This is a genomic window from Streptomyces sp. NPDC054866, assembly GCF_053610745.1.
On sequence record NZ_JBSGZA010000015.1, the window covers coordinates 1 to 25932 of the forward strand.

A 25932-nucleotide genomic window follows, 5' to 3' on the forward strand; every position below is an offset into this window, starting at 1 on the left:
TGCCACTGCTTGTTTTGAGGCAACTTTCCGAGACGCTCCAGGGAGTTCAGTCGTCACTCACAGTGCACGGATCACAGAAGCTGAGCCAGAACCACTGAAAATGAACGAAGCCAATCCACGGTAGTCTGCCCGGCCCATCGGCTGGGCCTCACCGAGCTCCTAGCTGGGCGAACTCCGGTAAGGGAGTCGGTGACCTTTCGTCTACTCGCGCTCTCCCTGGCAGCAATTGGCAATATAGCCCGGTCGCGTACGGGCGCCGGCGCCTGCGTCTCGGTGGCCGGGGCACGCATGACATGCCAGCTGATGCGCGGCGCGGTGACGACGATGGCCATCACGACCACCGCATCCCGATCGCGGACAACAGCTCCATCCGCTCCGGCGACAGCGTCGCGGCCCTGCTCCGCTGATTCCCGATCCAGGCCCCCAACTTGTACTCCCGCTCCTCCTGGTCCTCGCCGACGATCCGCTCGACGTGCTTTCTCGGGACCCGAAGATGCCCCTCGCGCTCGTAGAACTGCTTGGCGGCCTCGTAGTTCATGGCCCACTTGTCGGCCTGACTGGTCCGCGGTTTCGGTTTCTCGTCTTCGGTTGCGGGCTCGATTCCGAGGACGTGTTCGCACATCCACTGCTGCACGGTCGTGAGCTGATCCCACCCAAGCCGCACCGACCGCACCCACCGCCCGAGGTCGTCGCCCTGGCGCAGGACTTCGCCCGCCTCGGTGGGGAGCGCCTCGCCGACGTCCAAGTGCATCCGGACCAGGTGGAAGCACCGCTGCCACGTCACCGGCCAGGTCGGGCACCAGGACGCGTCGATCTCCTCCAACTGCTCACGCCGTTCGTCCGACAGCACGCCGGCCGACGACTGGACCGGCAGCCCCTCGGCACGCCGCTGCTCGACCTCGGCGGCCTTCCGGGCGGCGGCCCTCGCGTTCTTCAGCCAGATGCCCACCCGGTATCCCTGGTGCGTGGCGTCGAGTGGGGCCAGGAGATGCCCGTGTTCGGCAGCCCACTCTCGGGCGGCGGCCAAGCCTTCCTCCCACGCGACGTCGAAGTGGGACCACACCATGCCGAGCTTCTCCAGCTGCTCGACGCGGTCCTCGTCCATGTCACCCCGGGCGTAGAACCTCCGAGCATCGGCGATCCACTGCCCAAGTGGAAACCCGGCGAGCGAGGCCGGCCACCCCTCGCCTTCCGCCTCCTGGTCCCCGCTCTCGGGCACGCGGTAGGTGAACGGCACTTTCAGGTCGCCGTGCCGGCGGGTGTAGATGGCGGCGGCTTCGATGCCGCGCCGCCAGTGTTGGTGTTCGGGGTTGAGGACGCGCAGGTTGATGAACGCTGCCAGCTGCGCGGGGTCGCGCGGTGTACTGAACTTCAGCAACTGCCGGGCCGGCACCGAAAGCCAGTCGCTTCGGTCGCTCTCGGGCCCCTCGCCTTCCTCTCCGCTGCGGCTTTGAACGCCTCGGACACGGCTTTGTGCCTGTTGCTCGGCGAGCTGTTCCACGACCCGGGTGTCGTGCGCTCTGAGCGCTTCAAGCAGCTTCGCGAGGCCGCCGTACGCCCGGCTGGTGAGCATGTTGTCCGCCGTCTCACCCGGCCCCAGCAGCACCGGCACCACAAGCGAGGCGACCTTGCCCTCGCCCGGCTGCATCCGCAGCGCGCGGCCGACGGCCTGGACCAGGTCGGGCATGGAGCCGCGTACGTCCGCGAAGTACACGGAGTCACAATTTCGGGTGTCTACGCCCTCCCCGAGAACCTTCACGGACCCCAGGTACCCCTTCTCCACCACAGTGCCGTCCGTGGCGATCCCGGCGGCGAACTCCTCGAGTACACGCCGCCGGTGGAGCGGCTTGTGCTCACCGCACAGCCAGTTGGCCCAGACCGTCTTCGGATACAGCGCCGGATCGCCGGCGTGCAACTGCGCAGCGACGCCAGGCAGTCCGGCCGCGAACGCTTCGGCTTCCTTGACGACGTGGTGGAAGACCAGGGTGCGCCGGAAGTTCTCCTCCGCGGACGCCTTTACCAACGCGGTCTGTAGAGCAGCCAGCCGCACCCCACGCACCTCAGCCGACCGCCCCTCCACGCCCAGGAGCTGCGCGGCTTGGAGCGCGGTGTCGGTGACGTCCACGCAGACGACCTGGTAGGGGGCGCAGATTCCCCGGTCGATGGCCTGCGAGAGCGTCAACGTGAACGCCCTGCTGCCGAAGGGCCCGTCGGGGTTGTCGTCCATGCTGGCGACCAGCTCGCCGGGGGCGCCGGCCTCGTTCTCGTCCCCGAGCTGCCACAGCCGGGGCGTGGCCGTCATGTAGAGGCGGCGCAGGGAGGGGATCTTCTGGTTGTCGTGGACAACCGCCCATGGCTTCCCGATCCGGCCGGAAACCCTGTGGGCTTCGTCCACGACGATCAGGTCCCAACCCGCCAGACCCGCGGCGTGCGCCCGCTCCAGCGTGCCAAGGCCGAGGCTGGCGTACGTGGCGTACACGGTCACCTTGTCCAGGCCCCGCGTCCATTCCACCAGCTCGTCCACGTCTGTGGTGTTGGGGAAGACCGCTTCCTCGCCCCGCAGCGAGGACACCCCAATCATCGGCCCCCGACGTCCGCCCTCGCGCCATGCCGCCTCGGTCTGGGCGAGCAAATCCAGGGAGGGAACGAGAACCAGCACACGGCCTGCGCGGAGCTCCTGTGCGGCCCGGGTAGCCACGAGGGTCTTGCCGGTCCCGGTCGCCATGATCACCTGAGTGCGAAGCCCGCGCGGAGGGACAGTCGATCGTTCCGGCAGTTCCAGTGCACGGAGTACCGCGTCCACGGCTTCTCGCTGATGGGGACGGAGTTCCTTCACTGCCATTCCGATCTACCTTCTCGTGGGCTGTGTCTGTGGCGTCACACGACAGGGGGCGGGAAACCTGCGCGCAGCTGGGGTCATCAGTGTGATGTGTGGTCGGACAGCGAGTTACGGGGGTGCTGGTCAGTTTGGTGCAGATTCCTGAGCGGCGGGGGAGTGCAGCGGCGGGGCGGGTGTGGGAGGGGTATGGGGCGCATGGGGCGCTTCTCCTAACGTATGTGTTCTGGCTGGTGGTTGGCGGATCGTGCCTGGTGGGGGTGGGGCGGGGTGCCGTCGGTGCCAGGGGGTAGGGCGTGGCCGGGACGGGATTTGGTGGCGGCGGTCTGGGAGATGTCGAGGCCGCCTGGTTGGGGTCCCGGTCGGTCGCTGGGGCGTGAGCAGGCAGTGGCCAGACCGCTGGTGTTGGACGGGCGTGGGGAGCTGGCCGCGGAGCATGTGCGGCTTGTCGCGGCGGTGGTGGGAGTGCCACCGCGGACGGTGAGGGGGTGGCTGGTCGCGGTTCGTCTGGGCCGTGCAGGGCCGGTAGAGCGGGACCGCTTACGGATCCCTGATGAGTTGCATGGGCGGCTTGCGGCGTGGTGCGGGAGCGCCGCAGCGGTCCACCGGGAGCTGGTGGCTGAGGCGGCCGCGGCCTGCACGGAGGGTAGGGACGTGGTCGGGGTGCCGTCGTTGGCGACGCTGCGGTCGCGGCCTCCTGGACCTCCGCTCTTCTCGTCACCCGCCTGGTGATCCTGCGCGCCCACCTCCTGGCGCCTGCCGTCTGGCAGCACCTGCTTGCTCCGACTACGCGAGCACACCGCAGTACCCCTGCCCGTGACCCTGCACCGCCCTCGGAGTCCAACAGCCTCCCGCTGTCGACGGTCACGTATGTCCCCATCGCCAGCGTCAACTTCCCCGCCCAGACGTTCGAGCCACCAGCGCACGACAGTGGTCGTTTAGCCGGGGACCGGCGGGTGAGGGTAGGGGGAGGTTCGGCTGGTCAGTCCCAGTCGGATGGCGGCTGGTCGACTCGGCCGCCCGTGTGTGGTGCAGGGATGTAGTCGCGAGCGCCGTCAGGCAGCGCGGCGACACATGTCGATGAGCAGGCGCTGACCAGCAGGGGCAGTACGTCAGTGGCCACGCGCAGCGAAATCCACACCTGATGGAGTCGCCTCTGCTCGGTCGGGCGGTCGCAGACACTGCAGTTGCGGATGGCGGTGGTGCCCCGGTGCCGGGGATCCAGGTTGCCCGAACCGAGGTCCGCGACGGAGTCCGGAGAGGACTGAAGCTTCGGGAAGGGCGGTCGCAGCTTGTAGTTGCCGAACAAGGCGCGCGTGCTCACCGTGCTGCGTGTCAGCTTCCGGCAGCGGGTGATCTCGTAGGGGAACCAGTGCAGCCGGTAGGAGGTATAGGGAGTGAACTCCTCCAGGCTGGTCATGGCCCCGATCTCGGGCGGGATCCGGACCAGGTTGCTGCCGTAGAGCACGAGGTGCTTGACCGCCGTCAGCCTGGCGACGGTCGACGGCAGGGTGATGACCTGCCGCCGCTCTTCAGGGCTCAGCTCGGTCAGAGGGCGGAACTCTTCACGTCCGTCGGCGGCGGCCTCGTCGATCAGGTCCAGCAGGTGCTGCCAGCCCGGGGCGGTGGTGTCCTGTCGCTCGACGTGGAATCCGACTCGGGCTTGCGGATGAGGTCTGGACTGGTCGAAGCACGAGCAGATGTCCCTGTAGGACCCTCCCCGACCTGGGGCCGGGTCCGACGTGTCGCCCCAGCGGTTCACAAGGAGCCTCGGCTCTGCCTCGTCTGTCATGACGCCAACATACGGAGGTTGACCTGGGCCGGCGCGCTCCTTGTGGGCGAGGGCGGTACCGCACCCATCACCATGTACGAACGTTTGGGCGAGGAAACTGACGCTGCTGATGGGGAATTACGTGACGTTCCACACCCGCGCGCTGCAACACGTCGCGCACCACTTCATGGCAGACCTGGAACACCACCTACACGCACTCCACCCACCTGCTTCGTACCAACCACCACATTTGATGAGGATTCCTGAAATTGGTTGGAACCCGCGCTTGCGTGACGGCTACGTCGGAAGGATGCCCCCGTCCAGGCCGCTGGCCGCGGCCCAACCACCTGAGAAACATGGGACTTTGTCGCCGAAGGCCCTCGGGGGGACGCCAGGCCGGGAGGCCGTCACGGAAGCGACGCTGTTGGTGATCTCCGCCCCGCCGAGGGAGTGCCTTCGGCAGGATGGTCAGTGGGCGGGTGCACGATCAAGCGCATCTACCGTGCGGCCAGCCCGGTGACCCCGGGTGTGGACGTGATCTTCAAGCCCTATCAGGGACTTCAGTCGAAGCGGCATCTCTATGACAAGCAGGGCAAATTGTGGCTAGCGAACTGCAGCGAAGGCTCAAGGAGCGGCGCGAGAGGCAGGAACTCGAGCGCTTGCTGCGCGATGGCTCCGAGGTCATCACGGCGCGCGCACTGGCGTCCGCAGAGGTGCCCGCCGGGGTTCTGGATGCTGTACGGGGATTCTGGAGCATGTCTCACGAGCCCGCCGCGACACTGAACAGCACGGCGTCCCGGGAGCGTCTGGACTCATGGGCGGAGGAACTCCTCGCCCGGCACGGCTTTCACGCGACGGCCTTCCTGTTCACCGACCTCGGCCTCGCACCATGGATCGAGTTGCGGATGCCGCATGGTTGGTTCGCTTCGGTCCGCCGGGCCAGGGAAGCCTCATGGGTCTTCCTCAGGAGTGACCTCGGCGCGGTGGCAGCGGTCAGCGAGCAGGAGCATCGATTCGAGTTCTTCGTGGCCGAGCTGATGTAGAGACCCGCGGTGACGACAGGTGCGCTCGGCGCCGGGATTCTGGAACAGCAGACGCAGTACCTTCCGGCCGCGGACGTCGGGGAGTTCCCCCGGTTCGTGGTGCCGCAGCCCGGCCTGCGCAGGTCCGGCCAGATCGTCGAGCAGCCTGGTGAACGAATCAAATGCCGTAGGTCAGACCTCCCCACAAGGATCCCGCTCTCCGCAGCGAGGGCCATTCGCTGCAGCCCGGAACCTCCGGCTGGGGTTCCATCGGCGTTCCGGCCCCGGCCCCGGACGCTGCCGTGCACGACGAGAGCGATCATGCCTGATGGTCACCCCTCTTCGCACCGTTCCCGGCTCCGGCGGCGACCCGCTGGCCGAGGCCCTCGAACTCACCAAGCGCTTCAAACTCCCGCACCTGCGACGGGCGTTGGGCGACCTGGTCCCCACCGCAAGGGCACAACGGTGGGACCCGGCCGAGGTCGTGAGAGTCCTGCCGGCCGAGGAGGCCGCCGGACACGACCGCGCCAACCTCCACACCCGCCGCAAACGGGCCGGCTATCCCACCGGCAAGTCTCACTTCGCCGAAGCCCTCGGTCAGACTGCCGTCGAAGCCGGTCTGTCCGTCGCCTGGTTCACCATCGAGGGCCTGGGCGCACTGGTCCGCCGTCACCGCGCAGACGCTCCATCGCACGAGCCCTCGCGAGGATCATCCGATCCGACCTCATCGTCGTCGGCGACCCTAGGGCACTGCGGTATCGGGAAGTGAAGGCGCCGGCCGCGGTGCCACGAGCCTTTCAGTGCTGACCCAAAGGCGCCGGGCGGCGTGTCGCCGCCCGTCATGCTGTCCCAGGCCTGACTCGTCACGGATCACCCGTACGCCTGATCCCTGGCCATACGGGCGTGCCATTGGGTGACCGGAATCGTTGGTGTTCGCGAAGGTCCCGTAATTGAGTGAGAGGTGAACTTCTGTGCGTCGAATGGGCATGGTTCTGGCCACGGCCGTCGTGGCCGTCAGTCTGGCTACTCCGATGGCGAGCGCTGCCCCCGTCTCCGATGGTGGACCGCCGTATCCCTATGCGGACTGCCTGGCTGCCACCAAGCAGAAGGGCGAGTCGCCGTCCTATGGCAGGTGGCATTGCGACCAGCTGGTGAAGAAGGGCTATGTCCTGCCGCCGAACCGCTGATCAGTTGAGCTTTTTCCTCAACCCTTGGGCCCGGTCGCGTGATCCCTCCTTGCGGTGAGTGCAGGGTTTGGGGTGGCCCTCCTCGTGACTCTGAAGTCATCGATGGATGACGGACATTCACGAGGAAGGCCGTGGGGGAGAAGCCTGCTGGCGCCGGTTGGTGCTCAGGAGGCTGTCGGGCAATTGTCATGCTGCAGGAAGTCGGAACGCATTCGCTCGCCCGGACAGGTATCTGCAAAATGGGGTCTACATCGGGTTCCCGACAGGTGAACGGAAGGGGTCATCGAACCTCAACGCACCTACATCGAGGCCACATTGGCGCCCATTTCATGACTCCGGCGGTGGGGCGCGGTCGCAGATTGTTCAGACTCCGTCGGCGCTTTGGAAACACGTCGACGCCGCCGTCCCAATAGCTCGCTGCGGACGGTATTCCGGGTTCACACCCTGTGGCGTGCCGGGACGTACGAGGGGCATGATCACGCAGGACAGCAGTATCGCTGAGGGCAGATGTAAACGGGCACCGCGATGAAACCGGCAGCGCGGGCCGGTCGTTACAGGGAAGACGAAGGATGAGAGGAGACCGACGTGCCCGCACCGCAACCCGTAGGCGAGCTGGACGCCCGATACAGCTCAGCGACCAACCCGCGTCCTGGTGCCAAGGAGGTCAGGGCTGTCGAATGGGCTGAAGCCCGTCGGCAGCTGGAGGCCGCCGAGATCTTCTGGCTCTCCACGGTGCGCCCCGACGGCCGGTTGCATGTCACGCCGTTGATCGGCGCCTGGTACGACGGCGCGCTCTACTTCTCCACCGGCCCCGGGGAGCAGAAGGCGAAAAACCTCGCCCAGGACCCGCACTGTGCGCTCACCACCGGGCGCAACACCCTCACAGAGGGGCTCGACCTCGTAGTGGAGGGCACGGTGGAGCGGGTCACGGATCCGGCTGCGCTGGAGGAGGTCATCGCCGCCCACGAGGCGAAGTACGGGGACCAGATGACCTCGCCCGAAGGTGCCTTCTTCGGGATGGGGGACGGCATGCGCGAGGGGAGCGTGCTGGTCTTCGCGGTGGCCCCTGACACGGTGTACGGCTTCGGCAGGGACGGCGGGGTCTTCAGCCACACGCGCTGGACCTTCTGAGCGCATGTTAGCTCCGGCCGGGGGCGGTTGGCATGGCTGGGGCCGCCTGTGGGAGTTGTGTCGTGAGGCGGTGTGCCGTGCGCCTGAAGCTGGTTTCGCGGGCGAGCTTCTTCAGCTCTACCAGCGTGTGTTTTCTCCATCTGGTGGATGCGCCCGCGGGTCGGCTCGTGCTGCTTGCCGAAGAGCGCGTTTGCCCAGCCCGGCACGGTGGTCACGGCGGCTCGCCGCGTATAGCCGCGTATAGCTCGGTCCTCGACTTCGGCGTCATCGGCGGCCTCCAGCGGTGTGGAGCATGTGTGCGGGTTGTCGGTCCGTCCGTATTACGGCGTGGCAGGCCGCTGTGGGGAGCGGAGTACGAGCAGGGTGATCTCGCTGGGGGCGAAGACGCGGAACGGTGGGCCCCAGAAGCCGGTGCCGCGGCTGGTGTAGAGGAGGGTGCGGGTGCCGTGGCGGCTGAGTCCGGCGAGGGCGGGCTGGTCGAGGCGGACGAGGTGGTGGAAGGGCCAGATCTGGCCGCCGTGGGTGTGGCCGGAGAGTTGGAGGTCGATGCCTGCGTCTGCGGCCCGGTCGATGAACTTGGGCTGGTGGGCCAGGAGCAGGACGGGGTGGTCGGGGTCGGCGCCGTTCAGGGCTCCGGCGAGGTGGGCGCGGTGGCCGGCCAGGCCCGAGGACTCGGCGGTGACGTCGTCCACGCCCGCGACCACCAGAGTGTCGCCGCCGCGTTCGAGCAGCAGATGATGGTTGCGCAGCGGCTCCCAGCCCAGCTCGTCCATCAGGTCGACCCAGCCTTGGGCCTGGCTGTAGTACTCGTGGTTTCCGGTGACGTAGACCCGGGCCCGGGTGGCTCGCACGGTGCCGAGCGGAGCGGCCTGGGCACGGCGGCGTTCGGCCGTGCCGTCGGCGATGTCGCCGGTGTGGCAGACCAGATCGGCGTCCAGGGTGTTGACCGTCGCGCAGACCCGCGCCGACCAGCGGGCGCGGTCGAGCGGGCCGTAGTGGGTGTCGGTGATGAGGACGACGCGGGTGCCGTCCAACCCGGCGCCCAGGCGTGGGAGTTGTACGTCGAGGCGGCGTACGCGTGGCACCCGGCGGGCCTCGGCGTACCCCCAGGCCAGCAGTGCGGCGGCTACGCCGAGGACCGCCCAGGTGACGATCCGGGCCCGGTTCTGCCCGTCGTCCACGCCGGCCGCGGCCAGCGCGAGGCGCAGCAGGACGCCGAGCAGAACGGACCAGGTGAACAGGACCCAGCTCCCCCCGAGGAGGGTGTCCCCGACGATCGCCGCCCAGTCCTGCTGGCGCCGGCCGTGGCCGCGCATCATCGCGAGCGGCATACCGATCAGACCGAGGGCGAACAGGGCGGTGCCGCCCAGCGACGCGGGGAGCGGCCAGTTCTGGCCGGCGTGCAGCAGCACAAGGCACGGCACGGTCCACAGCAGGACGGGGGCGATCAGCGGGAGGTAGCGCATCAGGCGGCGCAGTCGGCTCTGCTGGGTCGCATGCGCTGATCCGTCCGTGGATCGGGCTTCGCTGGTGTCGGTCACGCTTCTCCCTTGAGTAGCCGGCTGGTGGCGCGCGCAATCTATCTGGTTGGCACAGGGGGCACCGTGTCACCGACTGCGGCGGGGCAGCCTGGGGGAGTGCCCTACTGCTGTGCGGGTGTGGCCGCGTGCCCGCCGTCGCCGGTCTCGGGCTCTTGTGGTGGATCGCTGAGCTGCTCGCGCAGATAGTTCCAGACCACCGCGATCAGGGCGGCTGCCGGTACCGCGAGCAGGCTGCCCACGACGCCGGCCAGGTTCGCGCCCAGGGTGACCGCCAGCAGGATCACCGCCGCGTGCAGACCCAGCCCGCGACTTTGGATGATCGGCTGGAACACGTTGCCCTCGAGTTGCTGCACTACGACGATGATCGCCAACGCGATCAGTGCGTCGGTCAGGCCGTTGGACACGAGGGCGATGAGTACTGCCACCAGGCCGGCGAACAGGGCGCCCACGATCGGAACGAACGCCGATACGAAGGTCAGTACGGCAAGCGGGAGGACGAGCGGCACGCCCAGGATCCACAGGCCCAGGCCGATGAAGATCGCGTCGAGGAGGCCGACGAGGGCTTGGGAGCGTACGAACGAGCCCAGAGTGTCCCAGCCGCGCGCGGCCACGATCGGGATGTCGGTGGCTAGCCGGCCGGGGAGCTGACGGGCGAGCCACGGAAGGAAGCGCGGGCCGTCCTTGAGGAAGAAGAACATCAAAAAGAGCGCCAGGATCGCGGTGACCACCCCGTTCAACACGGTGCTCACTCCCGTGAAGAGAGTGGACACCATGCTGCCGACGCTGTCCTTGATCTGCGCGGTCGCCGAGTCGACGCCGCCTGAGATCTGGGCGTCGTCGATGTTGAGGGGCGGCCCGGCGGCCCACTGGCGCAATTTCTCGATGCCCTCGGTCACGCCGTCGGTCAGTTCGGCGGAATCGGAGGCCACCGGCACCGCGATCAGCGCCACGATGCCCGCGGCGGCCAGGAGGAACAGCACGGTCACCGCCGAGGCGGCCAGGGCGGGGGGCCAGCCGCGTCGGCGGAGGAAGTTGGCCAGGGGCCAGGTCAGTGTGGTGAGCAAGAGGCCCACTATGAGCGGCCAGAGGACTGACCACATCCGACCCATGACCCACAGGGCCGCCGCGGCGGCCACAAGAACCAGCAGCAACTCGACGGAGACCACTGCCGATCTGCGCAGCGCGGCGGCGGTTTTTGTGGAACTCAGCGTGGCAGGCATGGGGGACACCCTATTGATACGTCAGCCACACTCGGGCACTGCATTCGACCGGAGCGGCCTCGGAGATTTCGGCGGCCCCGTCGGCCGACCGGCGATCGGTGACCGGAGCAGGCTCCGCAGCTCGCTGACTTGTGACCAGTCGGTCGATGCCGTGGCCACGGTTCGCCGCATCCTGCTGGTCAGCCCGGCCCGGCGTGCCACCACGCCCGCGGCCCAGGCGAGGTGCGGTACGAAAGCGCTGAGGTGTCCGTCAATGTTGCGGAGAGTATGGACAGTTGGGAGCGCGGGGTGATGAAGGTCCGTTGATCGTCCAGAGATGATCGCAGAGGCAGGGGATTGCGGATGGGCAGGCTGCACCAGGCGTTCACGAGGTAGATGATCGCGTCCGCGGCGACTGCGCCGGCGGCGCCGATCACGCCGCTGAGCGCCCCGGCGACGGCCGGGCCGCCCGACGTCGGCGGGGCCTGGCCAGCGCGCTCCTGGTCGAGCTCGAACGCCGCCTGGTCGTCGCGCGGGTCGGCCGTATCGCCTACGTCCTGCCCGAGGAGGACCTGTTCGGTGACGGACTTCTCACCCCGGCGGCAAATCGCCCTCTGTTACACACCTGTGCCGATTCGCCCTACAACGAACCCCGAGGCTGTGTCGTCTAGCAGGTGGGAGCCGACCGGCGGACCAAATGACGAATGAGGAGTGGGCAGCAATGGGGGACATACGCAGACGAGGAGCCGTGGCGCTGGGGATCACCGCGCTGGTGGCCCCGCTCACGGTGGCGCTCGGCACGGGCAGTGCTCAGGCCGCGTCGTGCTCGACGCAGACCGGCCCGTACCAGAAGCAGGTCGAGAAGTTCCTCGGCCGCCCGGTGGACGGCAAGCAGTCGGCAGCCGACTGCAAGGTCATCAAGGCCTTTCAGACCAAACACAAGATCACCCCGAACGCCGGGTACGCGGGCAGTGTCACCTGGGGCGTCATGGACCTCATGAACAAGCAGAAAGCGGTGGGCAACAACCCCAATAAGGCGGGCAAGTGCCCGACCAACAAGGGGCGCATCGCCTGTGTCGACCTGACGCTCCAGCTCAGCTGGATCCAGGACGGCAAGAACCTCAAGTACGGCCCGGTCCCGGTGCGCACCGGCCGCAACGGCCACGAGACCAGCACGGGTCTGAAGAAGGTCTACTGGCGCAACATCGACCACGTGTCGAGCATCTACCACGTGCCGATGCCGTACAGCCAGTTCTTCGACGGCGGCCAGGCGTTCCATTCGGTCGGCATCAGTGTGTGGTCCCCGCCAGGCTCCCACGGCTGCGTCAACATGACGAAGAGGGATGCCGTGCAGTACTGGAACATGCTGCGCAAGGGCGACGACGTCTTCGTTTACGGCCGCAAGCAGGGCACCTGATCCGCCGTTTTCGCGGATCCGACGGCCCGGGCCAGGGGAGCCGCCGAACGAAGCCGCACCCTCTTGAAGCGGCCGGTCAAAGAGCGGTGTGATGTCGTTCCGGGGCAGTCGTACGGGACTTGAGCGGTCCTTGTCGCGGCGGCTTGACCGTCTGGCGGGAGCGGGTTTCTGAAGCCTTTGGCCGGGCCGGGCCGGGCCGCGGCTGCGGCTGCGGCCCGGCCAAATCCTCCTGGGTCGAGCACTGGCGCCAGGCCTTGGGTTGGCTGCGGACGGTCGGCGCGCACTCGCTGGGGCGACAGTTTCCGGCCGCAGTCAGGCTCTGGCCCGTTTCGCGCGCCAGCCGAAGACCACCCCACCGGCGGGGCGGCAGGCTCTGGCAAAGGGGCGCGGCGCAACAGGCCAACAGTAGACGCTTCCACTTCATCGGTTGTTGACGCACCGTCAATCCGGGACTCTTAGGTTCCGCAGGCGCGCCTCGCGACCCCGCCGCCCGACCGGTGCGGCAGGGACGGTCACGAACCCCTGGAGTGATCAAGTGGAACGTCGTAGTTTCCTGCGTGGAGCAGTCGTCGGCGGCACGGCTGCGACATTCGGCTACACACTCATGCAGGGCGCGGCCTACGCGGCGCCCGCGCAGAAAGGCCCCGGCCCGTACGGAGCGCTCGGCACGGCAGACTCCAACGGCATCCAGCTGCCCAGCGGCTTCACCAGCCGGGTGATCGCCCGGTCCGGCCAGAAGGTCGGCTCCACCGCCTACACCTGGCACAACGCCCCTGACGGCGGTGCCTGTTTCGCCGACGGCACGGGCTGGATCTACGTCTCCAACTCGGAGATCTCCTCCACCGGCGGCGCGGGCGCGATCAAGTTCAACTCGGCAGGCTCCATCACTGGCTCGTACCGGATCCTGTCCAACACCAACCGCAACTGCGCCGGCGGGGCGACCCCCTGGAACACCTGGCTGTCCTGCGAGGAGGTCAGCACGGGCTATGTCTACGAGACCGACCCGTGGGGCGTGAAGGCGGCCGTGCGCCGCGATGCCATGGGCCGTTTCAACCACGAGGCGGCGGCCGCCGACCCGGTCCGCAAGGTGATCTACCTGACGGAGGACGCGTCGGACGGCTGCTTCTACCGGTTCGTTCCGTCCACGTGGGGCAACCTGTCGGCGGGCACGCTCCAGGTCCTCAAGGCCGGAACGGCCACCTCCGGCAGCTTCACCTGGGCGACCGTGCCCGACCCGGACGGCTCGCCCACCCCGACCCGCGACCAGGTCTCCGGCGCCAAGCTGTTCAACGGCGGGGAGGGCTGCCACTACGCCAACGACACCGTCTGGTTCACCACCAAGGGCGATGGCCGTGTCTGGCAGCTCAACCTGGCTGCCAGCACCTATGAGCTGGCCTACGACGACTCCCTGGTCGTCGGTGGCGGAGCCCCGCTGACCGGCGTCGACAATGTCACCGGCTCGTCCTCCGGCGACCTGTACGTCGCGGAGGACGGCGGGAACATGGAGATCTGCATCATCACGCCGGACGACGTGGTCGCGACGTTCCTGCGGATCAACGGCCAGTCCTCCTCGGAGATCTGCGGTCCGGCCTTCTCGCCGGACGGCAAGCGCCTGTACTTCTCCAGCCAGCGTGGTACGAGCGGCAGCTCGTCCGGCGGCATCACCTACGAAGTCACAGGTCCCTTCCGCAGCTGACCGACCCACTGTCACCAGCCGCGCGTACCCGCCGCAACGCGTCCCGCCGCCACGTTCGGCGGGACCGTGAGCACCTCTTGAGGCAGTAAGGGTCTTGTCCGACAATTACATGGCCCCGATCGAGGGGGCATGCTCACTCGATCCGGGGTCATCGGCGAGCGTGGGCGTACCGCCGATGTGCCGGCCCGTGTTGCAGTGGCATGGACAGCACTTCCACCACGACCGGGTGTCTTTTGAACCAGGTGGGGAACGATCCGGCGTACGCCGAACTCGCCGATGCGTACGGGACGAACCCGCCGATCTACACCGCCTTGGTGGCTGAGTGGTGGGCCAGAGGGCGGATGGTGCCCGGACGGCGTGATGCGCAGTGGAGTTCCCTCACCGTGTCGCCCAAGGCAGGGAGAGGCGACGTGGGCGCCGGGGTCGGCGCGGGGCGGGGGGAACGCGTGGCCGCCTCTCAGGCCGGTACGGATCCCCTCGGTTGACGAATCCGCACCGACGGACGTGATCACTCCAGTGCCGGGGTCGTGGGGTGCGGCGGGCTCGAGGCGGGCGGTCAGTATCCCGGTGGCCTGTTGGAGCGCCAGCTCCACGGCGGCGGGGGAGAACAGGGTGCCGCTGCCGTCGGGAGGAACGAGCCACCGCAGGAACCCCCACTCGCCCACCCGGTGGGCCGCGAAGTCCGCAAGCGTGGAGCCGGGCTCCTGCAGCGGGGTGCGTAACAGAACGTCCAGGGCGAAGAGGCCCAGCTCCTCTTCGTTACGTCACCACCTCGCTGCCGGAGTCGTCTGGGGTGGCAGAGGATCCGGCGCTGGTGAGGGCGAGTACCGCGTCGAGAAGTGCGGGGAGTTGACCGGGGGATCCGGACAGCAGGAACAACCAGGCGAAGATGGGGCCGACCAGCAGGGCGTTGAGGATGGTCGGGTCGGGGCGGGTGGTGAGCTCCCCGCGTGCGACGGCGCGGTCCAGGATCTCGGTGAGGGTCCGGCGCTGGGCGCCGAGGTACTTCGCGTCGAACCGGTCGAGCAGTGCGGAGTCGGCGTGGATGTCGGCCAGCAGGCCGGGAATTGTTCCCGGCGGTGGTGAGGTCATGCTGTCCGCGATCTCGGCGAGCACGGCGGCCAGGTCGGCGCGGAGCGATCCGTGGTCGGGTGCCACGGCCAGGAACTGGCCCGGCGTGAGGACGTCGAAGATCATTTCTTGCTTGGTGGCGTGGCGCCGGTAGATAGCCGCCTTGCCCACGCCGGCACGCGCTGCCACCTCGCCCATCGTGAGCCGTGCGTACCCCACCTCGGTCAGCAGCTCCAGCACGGCGGAGGCGATGGCGTCGTCGACGCGACTGTCCCGGGGGCGGCCCCCCTGGTTTCGGGGTTGATTTCGAGCAGACATGCATGCATCATACGGAACTAGGAGTATCGAAACTAGCGGTTCCGTAACTGGTGGTTCGGTAGTAGTCCTCGGCTCGGTCGCCGCCTGGCCACCTCACACGGCGCGCAGTCCTCGGGAGCGGCCCGTCCGCCCCGCCCCGAGTGAGCGGCGCGCACCAGGTCGGAAGGAATGACAGATGCGAATCCCGAAAGCCGCCCACACCGCACAGCCGTGGCGGATCCACGAGTTCACCCACGACTTCCGGATCGAGGACGTGTGGTCCTTCCGCGCCCCCGGTGCCGGGCGCGACGACTTTCCCGTGATGCTCGACGCGCTCAAGGCGGCCTATGACACTCGCAAGGAGCCCGCCGCGGTCCGGTTCCTGTTCGCGGTGCGATGGAAGCTCGGTGGCCTGCTCGGCTGGGAGAATCCCCAGGCGGGTCTGGGGAGGCGGGTTGCCTCGCTGCGCGACCGTCTCCCGCGTGACCTCGCCCGGACCGCGAAGGACGCCACCCCCTGCACCGACCCGTTCGCCGAGGTGTACCTGCTCGACGACGAGGCCGCGCGCGAACTGGCCAACAAGACCGTCCACGACATCATGCACCTGGGCTGGGTGCCGACCGACGACGGCGGATACGAACTGCACATGGCGGCCCTGGTCAAACCCAACGGGCTGTTCGGACGGCTCTACATGGCCTTCATCGCACCGTTCCGCTACCTGATCATCTACCCCGCGCTGACGCGTCAGTGGGAACACGCCTGGCAAGACCGCGCGCGCCTGCTCGCCAAGACGGACCCCGCCGACTGACACTCCGCCCGGACTTCCGAACCGTAGGCTGGCAGTCATGCGGACACGCCCCACGCTGACCTGGGAGCCCACCGGCGGCTTGCCCCCGGCCCTGACCGACCTCACGGCTGTCGTCGAGGCCGTGCGCGGAGGCGGGGTCGCGGTGCTGAGCGGGGCCGGGCTGTCCACGGAGTCAGGCATCCCGGACTACCGCGGGGAGCACGGCTCCCTGCGTCGGCACACTCCCATGACGTACCAGGAATTCGTCGGCGCCGAGCAGGCCAGGCGGCGGTATTGGGCTCGCAGTCAGCTGGGGTGGCGGGCCATGACGCGCGCCCGTCCGAACGCCGGTCATCGGGCCGTGACCGCCTTGGTCGAGGCAGGCCTGGTCACCGGTGTGATCACACAGAACGTCGACGGGCTGCAGCAATCCGCCGGCGCCCGGGATGTCATCGAACTCCATGGGAGCCTAAGCCGGGTGGTATGCCTGGCCTGTGGGCAAGGCGGCGCACGTTCGGAGCTCGACCGACGGCTGCGTGAAGCCAACCCGGGGTTCGAGGCTGCCGCCGAGCGTTACCGTGCCGCGCGGGTCAACCCGGACGGTGACGTCGAACTGCCCGAGGAGGCGGTTCGCGAGTTCCGGGTGGTGGCGTGTTCGGCCTGTGGCGACGGGGTCCTCAAGCCGGACGTCGTTTTCTTCGGAGAGAATGTGCCCCTAGATCGAGTTGCGGCGTGCCGACACCTTGTCGAGGAGGCTGCCGTCCTGCTGGTGCTGGGCTCCTCCCTCACCGTCATGTCCGGGCTGCGTTTCGTGCGCCAGGCGGCGCATTCCGGCACGCCGGTCCTGATCGTCAATCAGGGCCCGACGCGAGGTGACCGTTGGGCCACCCAGCGAGTCGAGCTGCCCCTCGGGGAGGCGCTGCCCGAGCTGGTGGCGCGGGTGTGTCCCTGAGGGCGATAGGCCTGGTGGCGCTGGCGTCACATGGCATCACCTGGTACGCGGCACATTCCGCACAGTCGACTGCGTGCCCACAAGTTGCCGTCGGCGGCTTGGAGGTGCGGTCGGCGTCGGGGAGGCGTGACAGGGTGCGATGGCCGCTATCTGCGGGCAGACTTGATCGCGAGGTTGTGCCAGTGGTGCATGGTGCATGTGGTGGAGACCAGCTGAACTGACGCGGGGTGTTCTCGCGGAACCGGGGCGATCAATGTTCCGTACGCAGGCGGCCGACGACGGTGACGAGCTGCTTGCCAGGCTCGGGGCGATGACGGCCCGTGCTCGGGAGCTCGCGGAGATGCAGCGCTCCCGGGTCGAGCTGGCGGTGGCGCTGCAACGCGGCATGCTGCCTCATGATCTTCCGCAGCCTCCTGGTGTCCGGCTGGCCGTGGGCTACATGCCCGCCAATCACGGGCTCAACGTCGGGGGAGACTGGTATGACGCCTTCACGATGCCCGACGGCCGTATAGGCCTGTCCATCGGTGACGTGCAGGGGCACAACATCAAGGCTGCCGCGTTCATGGGGCAGGTCCGTGTGGCCCTGCGTGCGCTGGCCTCCGTCACGGGCGACCCAGGGGAACTGCTCATGCGTACCAACGACCTCCTGGTCGCCCTGGGCGCGGACCTCTTCGCGACGTGTACTTTTCTCCGGCTTGATCCGGCCACCGGCGCTGTGGAGTGCGCTCGGGCCGGCCACATTCCCCACATCTGGGCCACGGCCGACGGCCGGTCCGGTGTCGACGAAGGCGAGTGCGGCCCCCCGCTTGGCGTGCTCGAAGGCGCCGAGTACCCCGTGGTGTGCCGCCGGCTCACCATGGATGGTGTCGTCGTGCTGCTGACCGACGGAGTGGTGGAAGGGCCGTCACTGAGCCTCGACGACGGCCTGCGGCAGGTGATGCGCCTCGCCGAGATCACCACCGCTGCCGGGCTGGGCATCAACGCTCTCGTAGGCGGTGTGATGCGGCTGGCGGACACGGTGGGGCACGAGGACGATGCCGCCGTCCTCGTCGTCGGCCACGACGGTGGCGCCCTGTAGTGGTACCCGCCCGGTACGCCCGTGGACTGAGGCGAGGTGGGGCAAGAGGCCCCGAAGATTGCGGACGTGCTCGGACATGGGCAGGGCCCTCGCATGGCCGAAGCGGTCCGGTCGGTGTCTGATGGCTCTGTGTTGGTGACTCGGCGGTTCCGGCAGTCCTCGGAGGCAGTCCTCAAGGCACTGGCCGTGGCTGCCTGCTACTACGTATCCGGGCGTCTGGGCCTGCACGGTCGACTCACCGTCGAAGGCGTGATCGTCACACCCATTTGGCCGCCCACCGGCGTCGCCCTCGCCGCACTGTTCGTCTACGGCGTGGCGGTCTGGCCCGGGATCGCTGTTGGTTCCCTCCTCATCATCGCGTCCCTCACCACCCCGCAACTCACCACACTGGTCACCGTGGCGGGCAACACCATCGCCCCGCTCTGCGCCTATCTGCTGCTGCGACGGGCTGGTTTCCGGGTCGGAATCTCACGTCTGCGGGATGGCCTGGCCCTGGTCTTCATCGGTGGGCTCGGAGCCATGCTGATCAGTGCCACGGCGGGGGTCGGGCTGCAGGTGTTGACCGGTGGACTGGGGACGGGGCAGTTCTGGTCCGTGTGGCTGGCCTGGTGGGTGGGCGATGCGATGGGTGTCCTGCTGGTCACTCCGCTCCTGCTCGTGCTGGTGGGCGCCGCTGGACCACTGCGACTGAGGCGCTGGAAAGAGATGTTGTGCCTGGGCCTTGCGGCCTTGATCGTCGTGCCGGTGGCAGTGGTCGGCGAATTGAGCCTGCTTTTCCTCGTCTTCCCGCTGCTCATCTGGGTGGCGTTGCGCTTCCAGCTGGCAGGGAGCATGTTGTGCGCGTTGTTCGCTTCGGTGCTGACGACCTTCGAGGCGAACAAGCAGCAGGGGGCCTTCCTCCACCTGTCGCCTATCGAGGTCATGACCAAACTTCAGGCGTTCAACGGTGCCACCGCGCTGACGGCGCTCTTGTTGTCTGCCATGGTCGCCGAACAGCGTGCCACCCGACGATCGGTGCAGAGTGCCTGCCGGGAACTCGCGGAGGTACTGGAGCACCTCGCCGCGGAGAAGACCCCGCCTGAACTGTCCGCCAGGCACGCCGTCGGCCTCCGTACCGACGACACGGCGCCGACGACGGACAGCTCTCGGGACGTTTGACACGCTCCGCTCTCTGAAGGCCACATGCCCTGGCCGGTTTCCCATCACCACATCACGAGGTGCGACTGGAGTGATGGGCCACGTGGGAGCGGGCGATGAGGTGGAAGTGGCGGGCGACGCGCCGGTAGGGGTCGACGCGGCCGGCTTCCCATTCGGCCTCCAGCACCTGGTCGAAGTCGTTGCCGACGGGTTCGTCGTCGAGGTGTTCGGTGAATACCCGGACTCCATACCACTGGACGAGGTCGATGTGGTGTTCGGCGAGGATCCGCAGGATCTTGGTGCGGTCCACGCCGAAGCTGATCGTGCCGATGCTGCTGTATTCCACCGGGCTGTGCAGCGCCTTGAGTGCGCCGTCCCAGTCGCGTGCGAGTCCGCGTTGCATGGCCAGGACATCGGCCTGATAGGCGAGGAGTGAGATGAGACCCTCTGGCCGCAGGCATTGCGTGAGCGCGTGCAGCAGGGGGGCCGGGTCCTGCAGATACATCAGGACGCCGTGGCACAGCACCACGTCCCAGTCGGCGCCTACCAGCTGCGGGGCCTGTTCGCCGGTGCCGTGGCAGAAGCTGACACTGCCCGGGGAGTTGTCGGCGTGTGGCAGCCAGGCGCTGCGGGCTTTGGCCAGCATGTTCTCGTCGGGGTCGAGAACGGTGACGTGGTGGCCACGACGGGCCAGCATCCGGGCCTGCACGCCGGTGCCGCCACCGACGTCGAGCACACGCTGCGGCGGTGCAGTTGGAAGGTGTTCCGTCAGCGCTCGGTCCACAAGCTGGTGGCGTACGGCGCCGCGGAGGGTGCTGCTGCGGCGGGCGTACCAGTCGGCAAGTGGTTGACCGTCGTGGGTGGACGTGGTCCAGGAGTTCATCACATGCTCTTCGAGGTCAGAGACGGAAAAGGGGCGTATACAGCGGGGAAGCGTGTCACTCTGTGGGGATCCGGGTACTCGGACTCGTTCTCACCTGCCGTCGATGGCCCCTTCTGTAACTGCATGGACCTGCCGTCCCCAAAGTCGTACCGCTCGGGCAGGCCAGCCAGGGCAAGCCGCAGTACGTCCAGAGGTTCGCTTCGGTGCACCCGCCGACGCTTATTCCCGCCCGTTGGGGATCGCTCAGCTATCTATAAGAACAACGATCTGATGATCCGATGGGCACGGCGTAAGGCATGTAAATCATTAACTTCTTGCCGCTCCGCCCCGCGCCCTGAAACAGACGTCGATGGGGTGGAGCCCAGGATCATCCTGGGCTCCACCCCATGGTGCGGGCGTGTCACTGGAACTGTGCGAAGAACCTCCAGATCTCTGCCTTGGTCCAGGTGGTGACGCCGCTTTCGTTGGGCGAGCCGTCGACCGGACCGGGTATGTGGCCTCCGTCGAACGCGGCCCATTGGACCGGGTACCCGGCACGGCAGCCCGAGTAGGTGGTGGTGATGTGCGTCCGGCTGCCCGGGGCGGGCTCGCGCGGGTTCTGGGCGGTGCAGCCGTTGTTGGCGGCGAACTTGTCGCGCAGGGACCGTCCTTGCGCGATGGTGAGGACGTTGTCGCTGATGCCGTGGATTCCGAAGTAGGCGATGGGCTGGGTGCCGCCGCTGCACCCGCTGATCTGGCCGCCGGCGATGACCGCGACGGCCCTGAAGACGTTCGCCCGGGTGCAGGCGAGTGCGTAGCTCATACCGCCGCCCCAGCTGAAGCCTGTGGCGAAACGCTGTGCCGTGTTGACGCAGAGGCCGCCCTCGATACGCCGGATCATGTCGTCGACGAAGGTGACGTCCTCACCGCCCGAATTGGCCCAGCCGTTGCCGAGGCCCTGGGGGGCGACGAGGATTGCGCTGTTGTTCGACTGCTCCTGTTGGCCGTAGTAGGACCAGGCGCTCCCGCTCGTGCCGCCCGAGGCGACGTCGCCGGCGGTTCCGCCCCGCCAGTGGAACGCGAAGATCAGCCGGTAGCGGTGGCTGTTGTCGTAATTGGCGGGAACCCTGAGGGTGAAGCTGCGGCTCTTGCCGCCGCTCTGAATCGTGTGCGTACCGCTCGCCAGAGTCGGGGCGCTGCCACATCCGCCGCCACCGGACGACAGCTTGACCAGCTGCCACTGCTGGTTGGCGCCCTCCCAGTCGCGGTACTGGACGACGTTGGCGCCGTCGGCGGTGGAGCCGCCCTGCACCTCCACCCCCTTGCCGCTGTTGCGGTTGATCAGCCGGACGTGGCCCGCGTCGGAGTCGGCCAGGTGGAACTGCTGGTTGGTCCCGTTGTGGTCGGCCCACTGTTGGATCGCGGCACCGTCGGCGGTCGAGGCGCCGGCCACGTCGAGGACCTTGTTCGAATGCCGGGCCTTGAGCCGGTAGAAGCCGCCGCCGGAGTCCACGAACTGCCACTGCTGGCTGGTTCCGTCGCCGCGCGTCCGCTGGGTGACCCGCGAGCCGTCGGCGGTGGACGCGTCATGGACGTCCAGCGCCTTGCCGCTGTTGCGATTGACCAGGACGTACCAGGCGTTGGTGTCCACCGTCGCCGCCGCGGCGGGCGTCGGATTCACCGCGCTGAGCAGGCCGATCGCAAGGGTCGCGGCCACCATGGCGGCGACGCGGGACCACCAGCGATGTCTTCGTGGAGGGGCGGGGGAAGCCGCACCGTAGGTCTTCATCGATTCCCGCTTTCCTTTGTGGCAGGCCCCATCAGGTGCGGGTCCAGCGTTGGTTGCTGCCGTTCGAGCAGGAGTAGAGCTGGATCAGGGTGCCGTTGGTGGTGCCGCTCGCGGCGGCGTCGAGGCAGAGGCCGGACTGGACGCCGACGATGGATCCGTCGGAGTTGAGGCGCCATTTCTGGTTGTCGCCACCCCAGCAGCTGTAGATCTGGACTTTGGTGCCGTTGCCGGTGCCTGCCGCGTCCAGGCACTTGTTGCCGTAGACCTTGAGCTCGCCCGCGGCGGTGTAGGTCCACTGCTGGTTGGTGCTGTTGTGGCAGTCCCACAGCTGGAGCTGGGTGCCGTCAGTGGTGCCGGCGCCGGGCACGTCAAGGCAGCGGCCCGAAGCGACGCCCTTGATCTGTCCGGAATCCCCGGGGGGCGTAGTGGAGCCGCCGTTGAGTGCGTTGAGGACGGCGGTGTAGGCGGGCTTCTTGCTCCCGTCGCTGTTGAACAGCAGCGGCGAGTGCTCCGGCCGCCAGGAGTCGCTGTCGCGCACACCCCAGACGGTGATGCCGAGGCAGCGAGCGACGGCCAGGCAGTCGTTGGTCACGTTGGCGTAGGTCGTGCCCGAGGCGCCCTGGATGTCGAGTTCGGTGATGGCCACGTCGACGCCGAGCGCGGCGAAGTTCTGCAGGGTGGTGCGGAAGTTGCTGTTGTAGGGGCTGTCGCTGTTGAAGTGCGACTGGAAGCCGACGCAGTCGATCGGCACGCCGCGCTGCTTGAAGTCCTTGACCATGGCGTACATGGCCTGGGTCTTGGCCCAGGTCCAGTTCTCGACGTTGTAATCGTTGTAGCAGAGCTTGGCGGCCGGGTCGGCGGCGCGCGCGGTGCGGAAGGCGACCTCGATCCAGTCGTTGCCGGTGCGCTGCAGGTTGGAGTCGCGCCGGGCACCCGAACTGCCGTCGACGAAGGCCTCGTTCACGACGTCCCACTGGGCGATCTTGCCCTTGTAGTGGGACATCACGCCGTTGATGTGGCCGACCATCGCCTGGCGCAGGTTGCTGCCGCTGAGGCTCTGCATCCAGCCGGGCTGCTGGGAGTGCCAGGCCAGGGTGTGGCCGCGCACCTGCTTGCCGTTCTGCACCGCCCAGTTGTAGACGCGGTCACCAGCGGTGAAGTTGAACTGGCCCCGCTGGGGTTCGGTGGCGTCGATCTTCATCTCGTTCTCGGCCGTCACCGAGTTGAACTCGCGGCCCGCGATCGTCGTGTACGCCGAGTCGCCCAGCCTGCCCGAGGCGATGGCGGTGCCGAAGTAGCGGCCGCTCTGTGCCGCCGCGGCGCCGAGCGTACTCTCGGCGGCGCTCTCGGCGGCGTATGCGGTCGGCGTTGCGACCGGTGCGGCGACCGCACCGAGGACGCCGACGATCAGCGCTATCAGCAGACCGCCGAACTTCCGGCGGACGGCGGGTGGGGAAGTGGCATGTGAAGCCATGACTGTGCCTCCAGGGTAGAAATCACGGAAGGACTGAAGAGCGGCGGAATGCGTCGTCCGCTCCCACTCGGCAGACGGACGGACGGACGGGCCGGGCCCGGAACCCGGGCAGCATGGGATGACCGGACGCCGTGGTCTTGGAACGGGGACGATGTGCCGGTACGGACAGCCCGGATCAAGTGCAGGCGATCCCGTTGAGCGTGAAGGCCGTGGGGGAGGGATTGCTCCCGCTGTACGTCCCCTGGACACCGAAGCTCGCCGTCGCACCGGGTTCGATGGTCCGGTTCCAGTCGGCGTTGCGGGCGACGGCGGCGGTGCCGTCCTGGGTGACGGTCGCGTTCCAGGCGTTCGTGACGCGCTGGCCTGCCGGGTAGGTCCAGCTCAGCTTCCAGCCGTCCACGGATTTCGGGCCCGTGTTCTTGACGGTGACGGTCGCGGTGAAGCCCGTGCTCCAGACGCTGTCGCCCTTGTACGTCACCGCGCAGGCACCGGTGGGTGGTTCACCGGTGGAGTTCCGCTCGGCGGCGTAGGCGGCGAGCCAGGCCAGCGGGGCGTTCCAGTTGACCGCCACCTCGTTGGTGGAGTACGAGCCGATGTCGTCGATGTAGCAGGCGGCGGGCGCACAGCCGGCCAACTCCTCCTGTGCCACCGGGTCCTGGAGCGCGCTGTTGGGCCCGCCCGCCAGGGATCCCGCCGGAGGATTGGGCAGTGAGGCGTCCAACTGGCGTGCCCAGAAGCGGTGATGCTGGTTGCGCGAGGACTTCTCGCCGTATCCGGATACGTAGGACTGGCCGAGGGCATTGCGGCCCAGCAGGTAGTCCATCGTCTCCAGCGCGCCGGTGCGGTAGCGCTCGTTGCCGGTCAGCTCCTCGGCGACGGCCAGGACGATCGCGTCGCCTGCGACCGCGCCGTTGGAGCCCCAGAAGTAGCCGTTCGCCGGGACGGGCACCGCGTAGCCTTGGTCGGCCATCCGGGACAGGTAGCCGTCGGCGGCCGTCGTTACCGAGGCCCGGACCCGGTCCCGGTCGGCTGCGGGGAGGCCGACCGGGACGGTGGCCAGGGTGAGCCGGCCGAGCGCGGCCGTATCCGCCCATCCGAACCCGTAGTCGGAGAAGGCAGTTGGGGAAGCGTGCCAGGACGAGTCGGTGACCGCGTCCCGGTAGCCGCTGTCGCCGGTCGTGGCGTACAGCTCGGCCGCTGCCCAGTAGAACTCGTCGGTGACCTTGGTGTCGCCGTAGGCGCCGCCACCCGTGCTGTCCGAATCCGGCGCGTACATGGCCGGGTTGGCCCGCGCCGCCGTCCAGGCCCGGCGTGCGGCTGACAGGCAGCGGTCGGCCAACGCGGCGTCGTAGGGCCGGAAGACGCGGGCGCACTGCGACGCGGCCGCTGCGAGGTTGAGGGTCGCCGCCGTGGACGGACGGTGCAGCTCGCGGGGCTTGCCGTCCTGTTCGGGGCGCATCGGCATGCCGGTCCATTCCGCGTCATGGATCTTGTGGAACGCCATGCCCGCGTACGGCTTGTTCTCGGGCACCTGCATCCGCATCAGGAAGTCGAGCTCCCAGCGCGCCTCGTCCAGGACGTCGGGCACGCCGTTGTCCCGCTCGGGGACCTGCAGCGTCGAGTCGCCGAGCGCCGCGTCCTTGCCCGCCCGCTTGGCCCGCTCGAAGGAGTTGACCATCAGCCAGGTGGAAATGCCGCCGTTCACCACGTACTTGCCGTGGTCACCCGCGTCGTACCAGCCGCCCCTGACGTCCTGGGTGTAGTCGCACACGCCTGCCTGGCACGGAACGGAGGTGTCGCCCTTGTTGGGCGCGACACCGAGGTGTCCGGCCGGGCGCGCGTAGGCGGAGCCCGCCAGGGAGGCGTCGATGGGAATGCCGCTGCGCTGGTGGTAGAAGAACGCCATCGCGTCGGAGCGCAGACCGTCGTACAGGTTCGCGCGGATGTCGAAGGGCACGCTGCCGCTGCCGTCCACCGCCAGGACGTAATCCGATCCGGTCCCTCGGTACGAGGAGAAGTCGGCCACCTGGACGGACTGCCCGGAGGGGGTGTCCGCGCCGCGCGGGACGGTCGCACCGGAGGCGACCACCGTCCCGGACGCGTCGCGCAACTGCCAGGTGAGCGACTGCGTCGCCGTGGTGACCACGGTGGCGCGCTTGGGTCCGTCCGGCAGGTAGCCGACCTGGTTGACGCGCACGGCTGAGGTCGCCGCCGCGGAGGGGGCGGCTGCCGCGGCGGGCGCGGTCAGGAGGCCGCCGACGAGGAGGGAACTCGTCAGCAGGGTGGCGGCGAGGCGTCTGGGGTGGCGTAACGACGGGGCGGGGGGCATGAGCGGCTCCGGTGTCGATGGTGGTCAGCAGGTGGAGTTGGTCTGGGTGAACAGGCCCGTCCGCCACGGCAGGCGGAGGTAGTCGCCCGGCGCGGACCATCTCGCCGTGGCCCTCGGGGGAGCGCTCCCATTCGAGATATCGAACGGCGGTCGGTGTGCCGAAGATTCGAGGCGGACAGTAACGATGTGCTGAGCAGTCGTCAACAGGGGTGGATTCATGCGGGAGTTGAAGATGTGACGGCCAGGGCCGGACGCTGCCTGCTCAACCTCCTTCCTCTGCCCGTACGCCTGGGCTGGCGAACCGTGTCGCAAACTTTCGAAGAGTTTCCGGTCGGCCCGACATGCCGGTCAAGCCC

General features: G+C 68.3%; 18 protein-coding genes and 1 pseudogene. 10 read left to right on the forward strand and 9 right to left on the reverse strand.

Annotated features, from left to right (window positions below; genetic code table 11):
• Positions 1-331: 331 nt before the first annotated feature.
• Together ACWGI2_RS40670 and ACWGI2_RS40675 are read right to left on the reverse strand one after the other, a co-directional pair.
• On the reverse strand, positions 332-2842 hold the full coding sequence (locus ACWGI2_RS40670) for a Helicase associated domain protein (protein ID WP_453701021.1): 2511 nt from the start codon (positions 2840-2842) through the stop codon (positions 332-334).
• 976 nt (positions 2843-3818) lie between these two features.
• Positions 3819-4628 (reverse strand): leucine-rich repeat domain-containing protein, encoded by an 810-nt coding sequence (locus ACWGI2_RS40675; protein WP_453398297.1) that lies wholly within the window; start codon positions 4626-4628, stop codon positions 3819-3821.
• 734 nt (positions 4629-5362) lie between these two features.
• Between ACWGI2_RS40675 and ACWGI2_RS40680 the strand changes: the two genes are divergently transcribed.
• From ACWGI2_RS40680 to ACWGI2_RS40695, 4 genes and pseudogenes are all read left to right on the forward strand, one after another.
• Complete coding sequence (locus tag ACWGI2_RS40680; RefSeq protein WP_453701022.1) at positions 5363-5650, forward strand: hypothetical protein; 288 nt, start codon at positions 5363-5365, stop codon at positions 5648-5650.
• Positions 5651-5957: 307 nt separating this feature from the next.
• Positions 5958-6370, forward strand: a pseudogene (locus tag ACWGI2_RS40685) (ATP-binding protein); the annotation flags it as partial.
• Between the two features lie 239 nt (positions 6371-6609).
• Positions 6610-6816, forward strand: a complete 207-nt coding sequence (locus ACWGI2_RS40690) for a hypothetical protein (RefSeq protein WP_453398295.1) — start codon at positions 6610-6612, stop codon at positions 6814-6816.
• Between the two features lie 585 nt (positions 6817-7401).
• On the forward strand, positions 7402-7947 hold the full coding sequence (locus ACWGI2_RS40695) for a pyridoxamine 5'-phosphate oxidase family protein (protein ID WP_453701023.1): 546 nt from the start codon (positions 7402-7404) through the stop codon (positions 7945-7947).
• Positions 7948-8267: 320 nt separating this feature from the next.
• Here the strand turns inward: ACWGI2_RS40695 and ACWGI2_RS40700 are convergent, their stop codons facing one another.
• Together ACWGI2_RS40700 and ACWGI2_RS40705 are read right to left on the reverse strand one after the other, a co-directional pair.
• Positions 8268-9488 (reverse strand): metallophosphoesterase, encoded by a 1221-nt coding sequence (locus ACWGI2_RS40700; protein ID WP_453701024.1) that lies wholly within the window; start codon positions 9486-9488, stop codon positions 8268-8270.
• Positions 9489-9589: 101 nt separating this feature from the next.
• Complete coding sequence (locus tag ACWGI2_RS40705; RefSeq protein ID WP_453701026.1) at positions 9590-10708, reverse strand: AI-2E family transporter; 1119 nt, start codon at positions 10706-10708, stop codon at positions 9590-9592.
• Between the two features lie 700 nt (positions 10709-11408).
• Between ACWGI2_RS40705 and ACWGI2_RS40710 the strand changes: the two genes are divergently transcribed.
• Positions 11409-12104, forward strand: coding sequence for a L,D-transpeptidase (locus ACWGI2_RS40710; protein ID WP_453701027.1), 696 nt, complete (start codon positions 11409-11411; stop codon positions 12102-12104).
• Positions 12105-12639: 535 nt separating this feature from the next.
• The gene (locus tag ACWGI2_RS40715) at positions 12640-13800 is read left to right on the forward strand and encodes an alkaline phosphatase PhoX (RefSeq protein ID WP_453398290.1); all 1161 of its coding nucleotides are present in this window, start codon (positions 12640-12642) and stop codon (positions 13798-13800) included.
• A 759-nt stretch (positions 13801-14559) separates the two neighbouring features.
• Here ACWGI2_RS40715 and ACWGI2_RS40720 read toward each other — a convergent pair.
• Complete coding sequence (locus ACWGI2_RS40720; protein WP_453701029.1) at positions 14560-15189, reverse strand: TetR/AcrR family transcriptional regulator; 630 nt, start codon at positions 15187-15189, stop codon at positions 14560-14562.
• 175 nt (positions 15190-15364) lie between these two features.
• On the opposite strand from ACWGI2_RS40720, the gene ACWGI2_RS40725 reads away from it, so the two are divergent.
• The 4 genes from ACWGI2_RS40725 (at position 15365) to ACWGI2_RS40740 (ending at position 19143) form a co-directional block, all read left to right on the forward strand.
• Complete coding sequence (locus ACWGI2_RS40725; protein WP_453398288.1) at positions 15365-15976, forward strand: DUF2867 domain-containing protein; 612 nt, start codon at positions 15365-15367, stop codon at positions 15974-15976.
• Positions 15977-16013: 37 nt separating this feature from the next.
• The gene (locus ACWGI2_RS40730) at positions 16014-16907 is read left to right on the forward strand and encodes an NAD-dependent protein deacetylase (protein ID WP_453701031.1); all 894 of its coding nucleotides are present in this window, start codon (positions 16014-16016) and stop codon (positions 16905-16907) included.
• A gap of 253 nt (positions 16908-17160) precedes the next feature.
• A complete protein-coding gene (locus ACWGI2_RS40735; RefSeq protein ID WP_453701032.1) occupies positions 17161-17985 on the forward strand; it encodes a PP2C family protein-serine/threonine phosphatase in 825 nt (274 codons plus the stop codon).
• A gap of 93 nt (positions 17986-18078) precedes the next feature.
• The gene (locus tag ACWGI2_RS40740) at positions 18079-19143 is read left to right on the forward strand and encodes an MASE1 domain-containing protein (protein ID WP_453701033.1); all 1065 of its coding nucleotides are present in this window, start codon (positions 18079-18081) and stop codon (positions 19141-19143) included.
• A 52-nt stretch (positions 19144-19195) separates the two neighbouring features.
• On the opposite strand, the gene ACWGI2_RS40745 is transcribed toward ACWGI2_RS40740, so the two are convergent.
• From ACWGI2_RS40745 to ACWGI2_RS40760, 4 genes are all read right to left on the reverse strand, one after another.
• On the reverse strand, positions 19196-20005 hold the full coding sequence (locus ACWGI2_RS40745; protein ID WP_453701034.1) for a methyltransferase domain-containing protein: 810 nt from the start codon (positions 20003-20005) through the stop codon (positions 19196-19198).
• Positions 20006-20405: 400 nt separating this feature from the next.
• Entirely contained in the window at positions 20406-21704 is a 1299-nt protein-coding gene (locus ACWGI2_RS40750; RefSeq protein ID WP_453701070.1) for an RICIN domain-containing protein, read from the reverse strand.
• 100 nt (positions 21705-21804) lie between these two features.
• Positions 21805-23247 carry an endo-1,4-beta-xylanase gene (locus tag ACWGI2_RS40755; protein ID WP_453701035.1) on the reverse strand — a complete coding sequence of 481 codons (1443 nt, stop codon included), beginning with the start codon at positions 23245-23247 and terminating at the stop codon, positions 21805-21807.
• 175 nt (positions 23248-23422) lie between these two features.
• A complete protein-coding gene (locus tag ACWGI2_RS40760; RefSeq protein WP_453701036.1) occupies positions 23423-25576 on the reverse strand; it encodes a glycoside hydrolase family 9 protein in 2154 nt (717 codons plus the stop codon).
• Positions 25577-25932 lie beyond the last annotated feature (356 nt).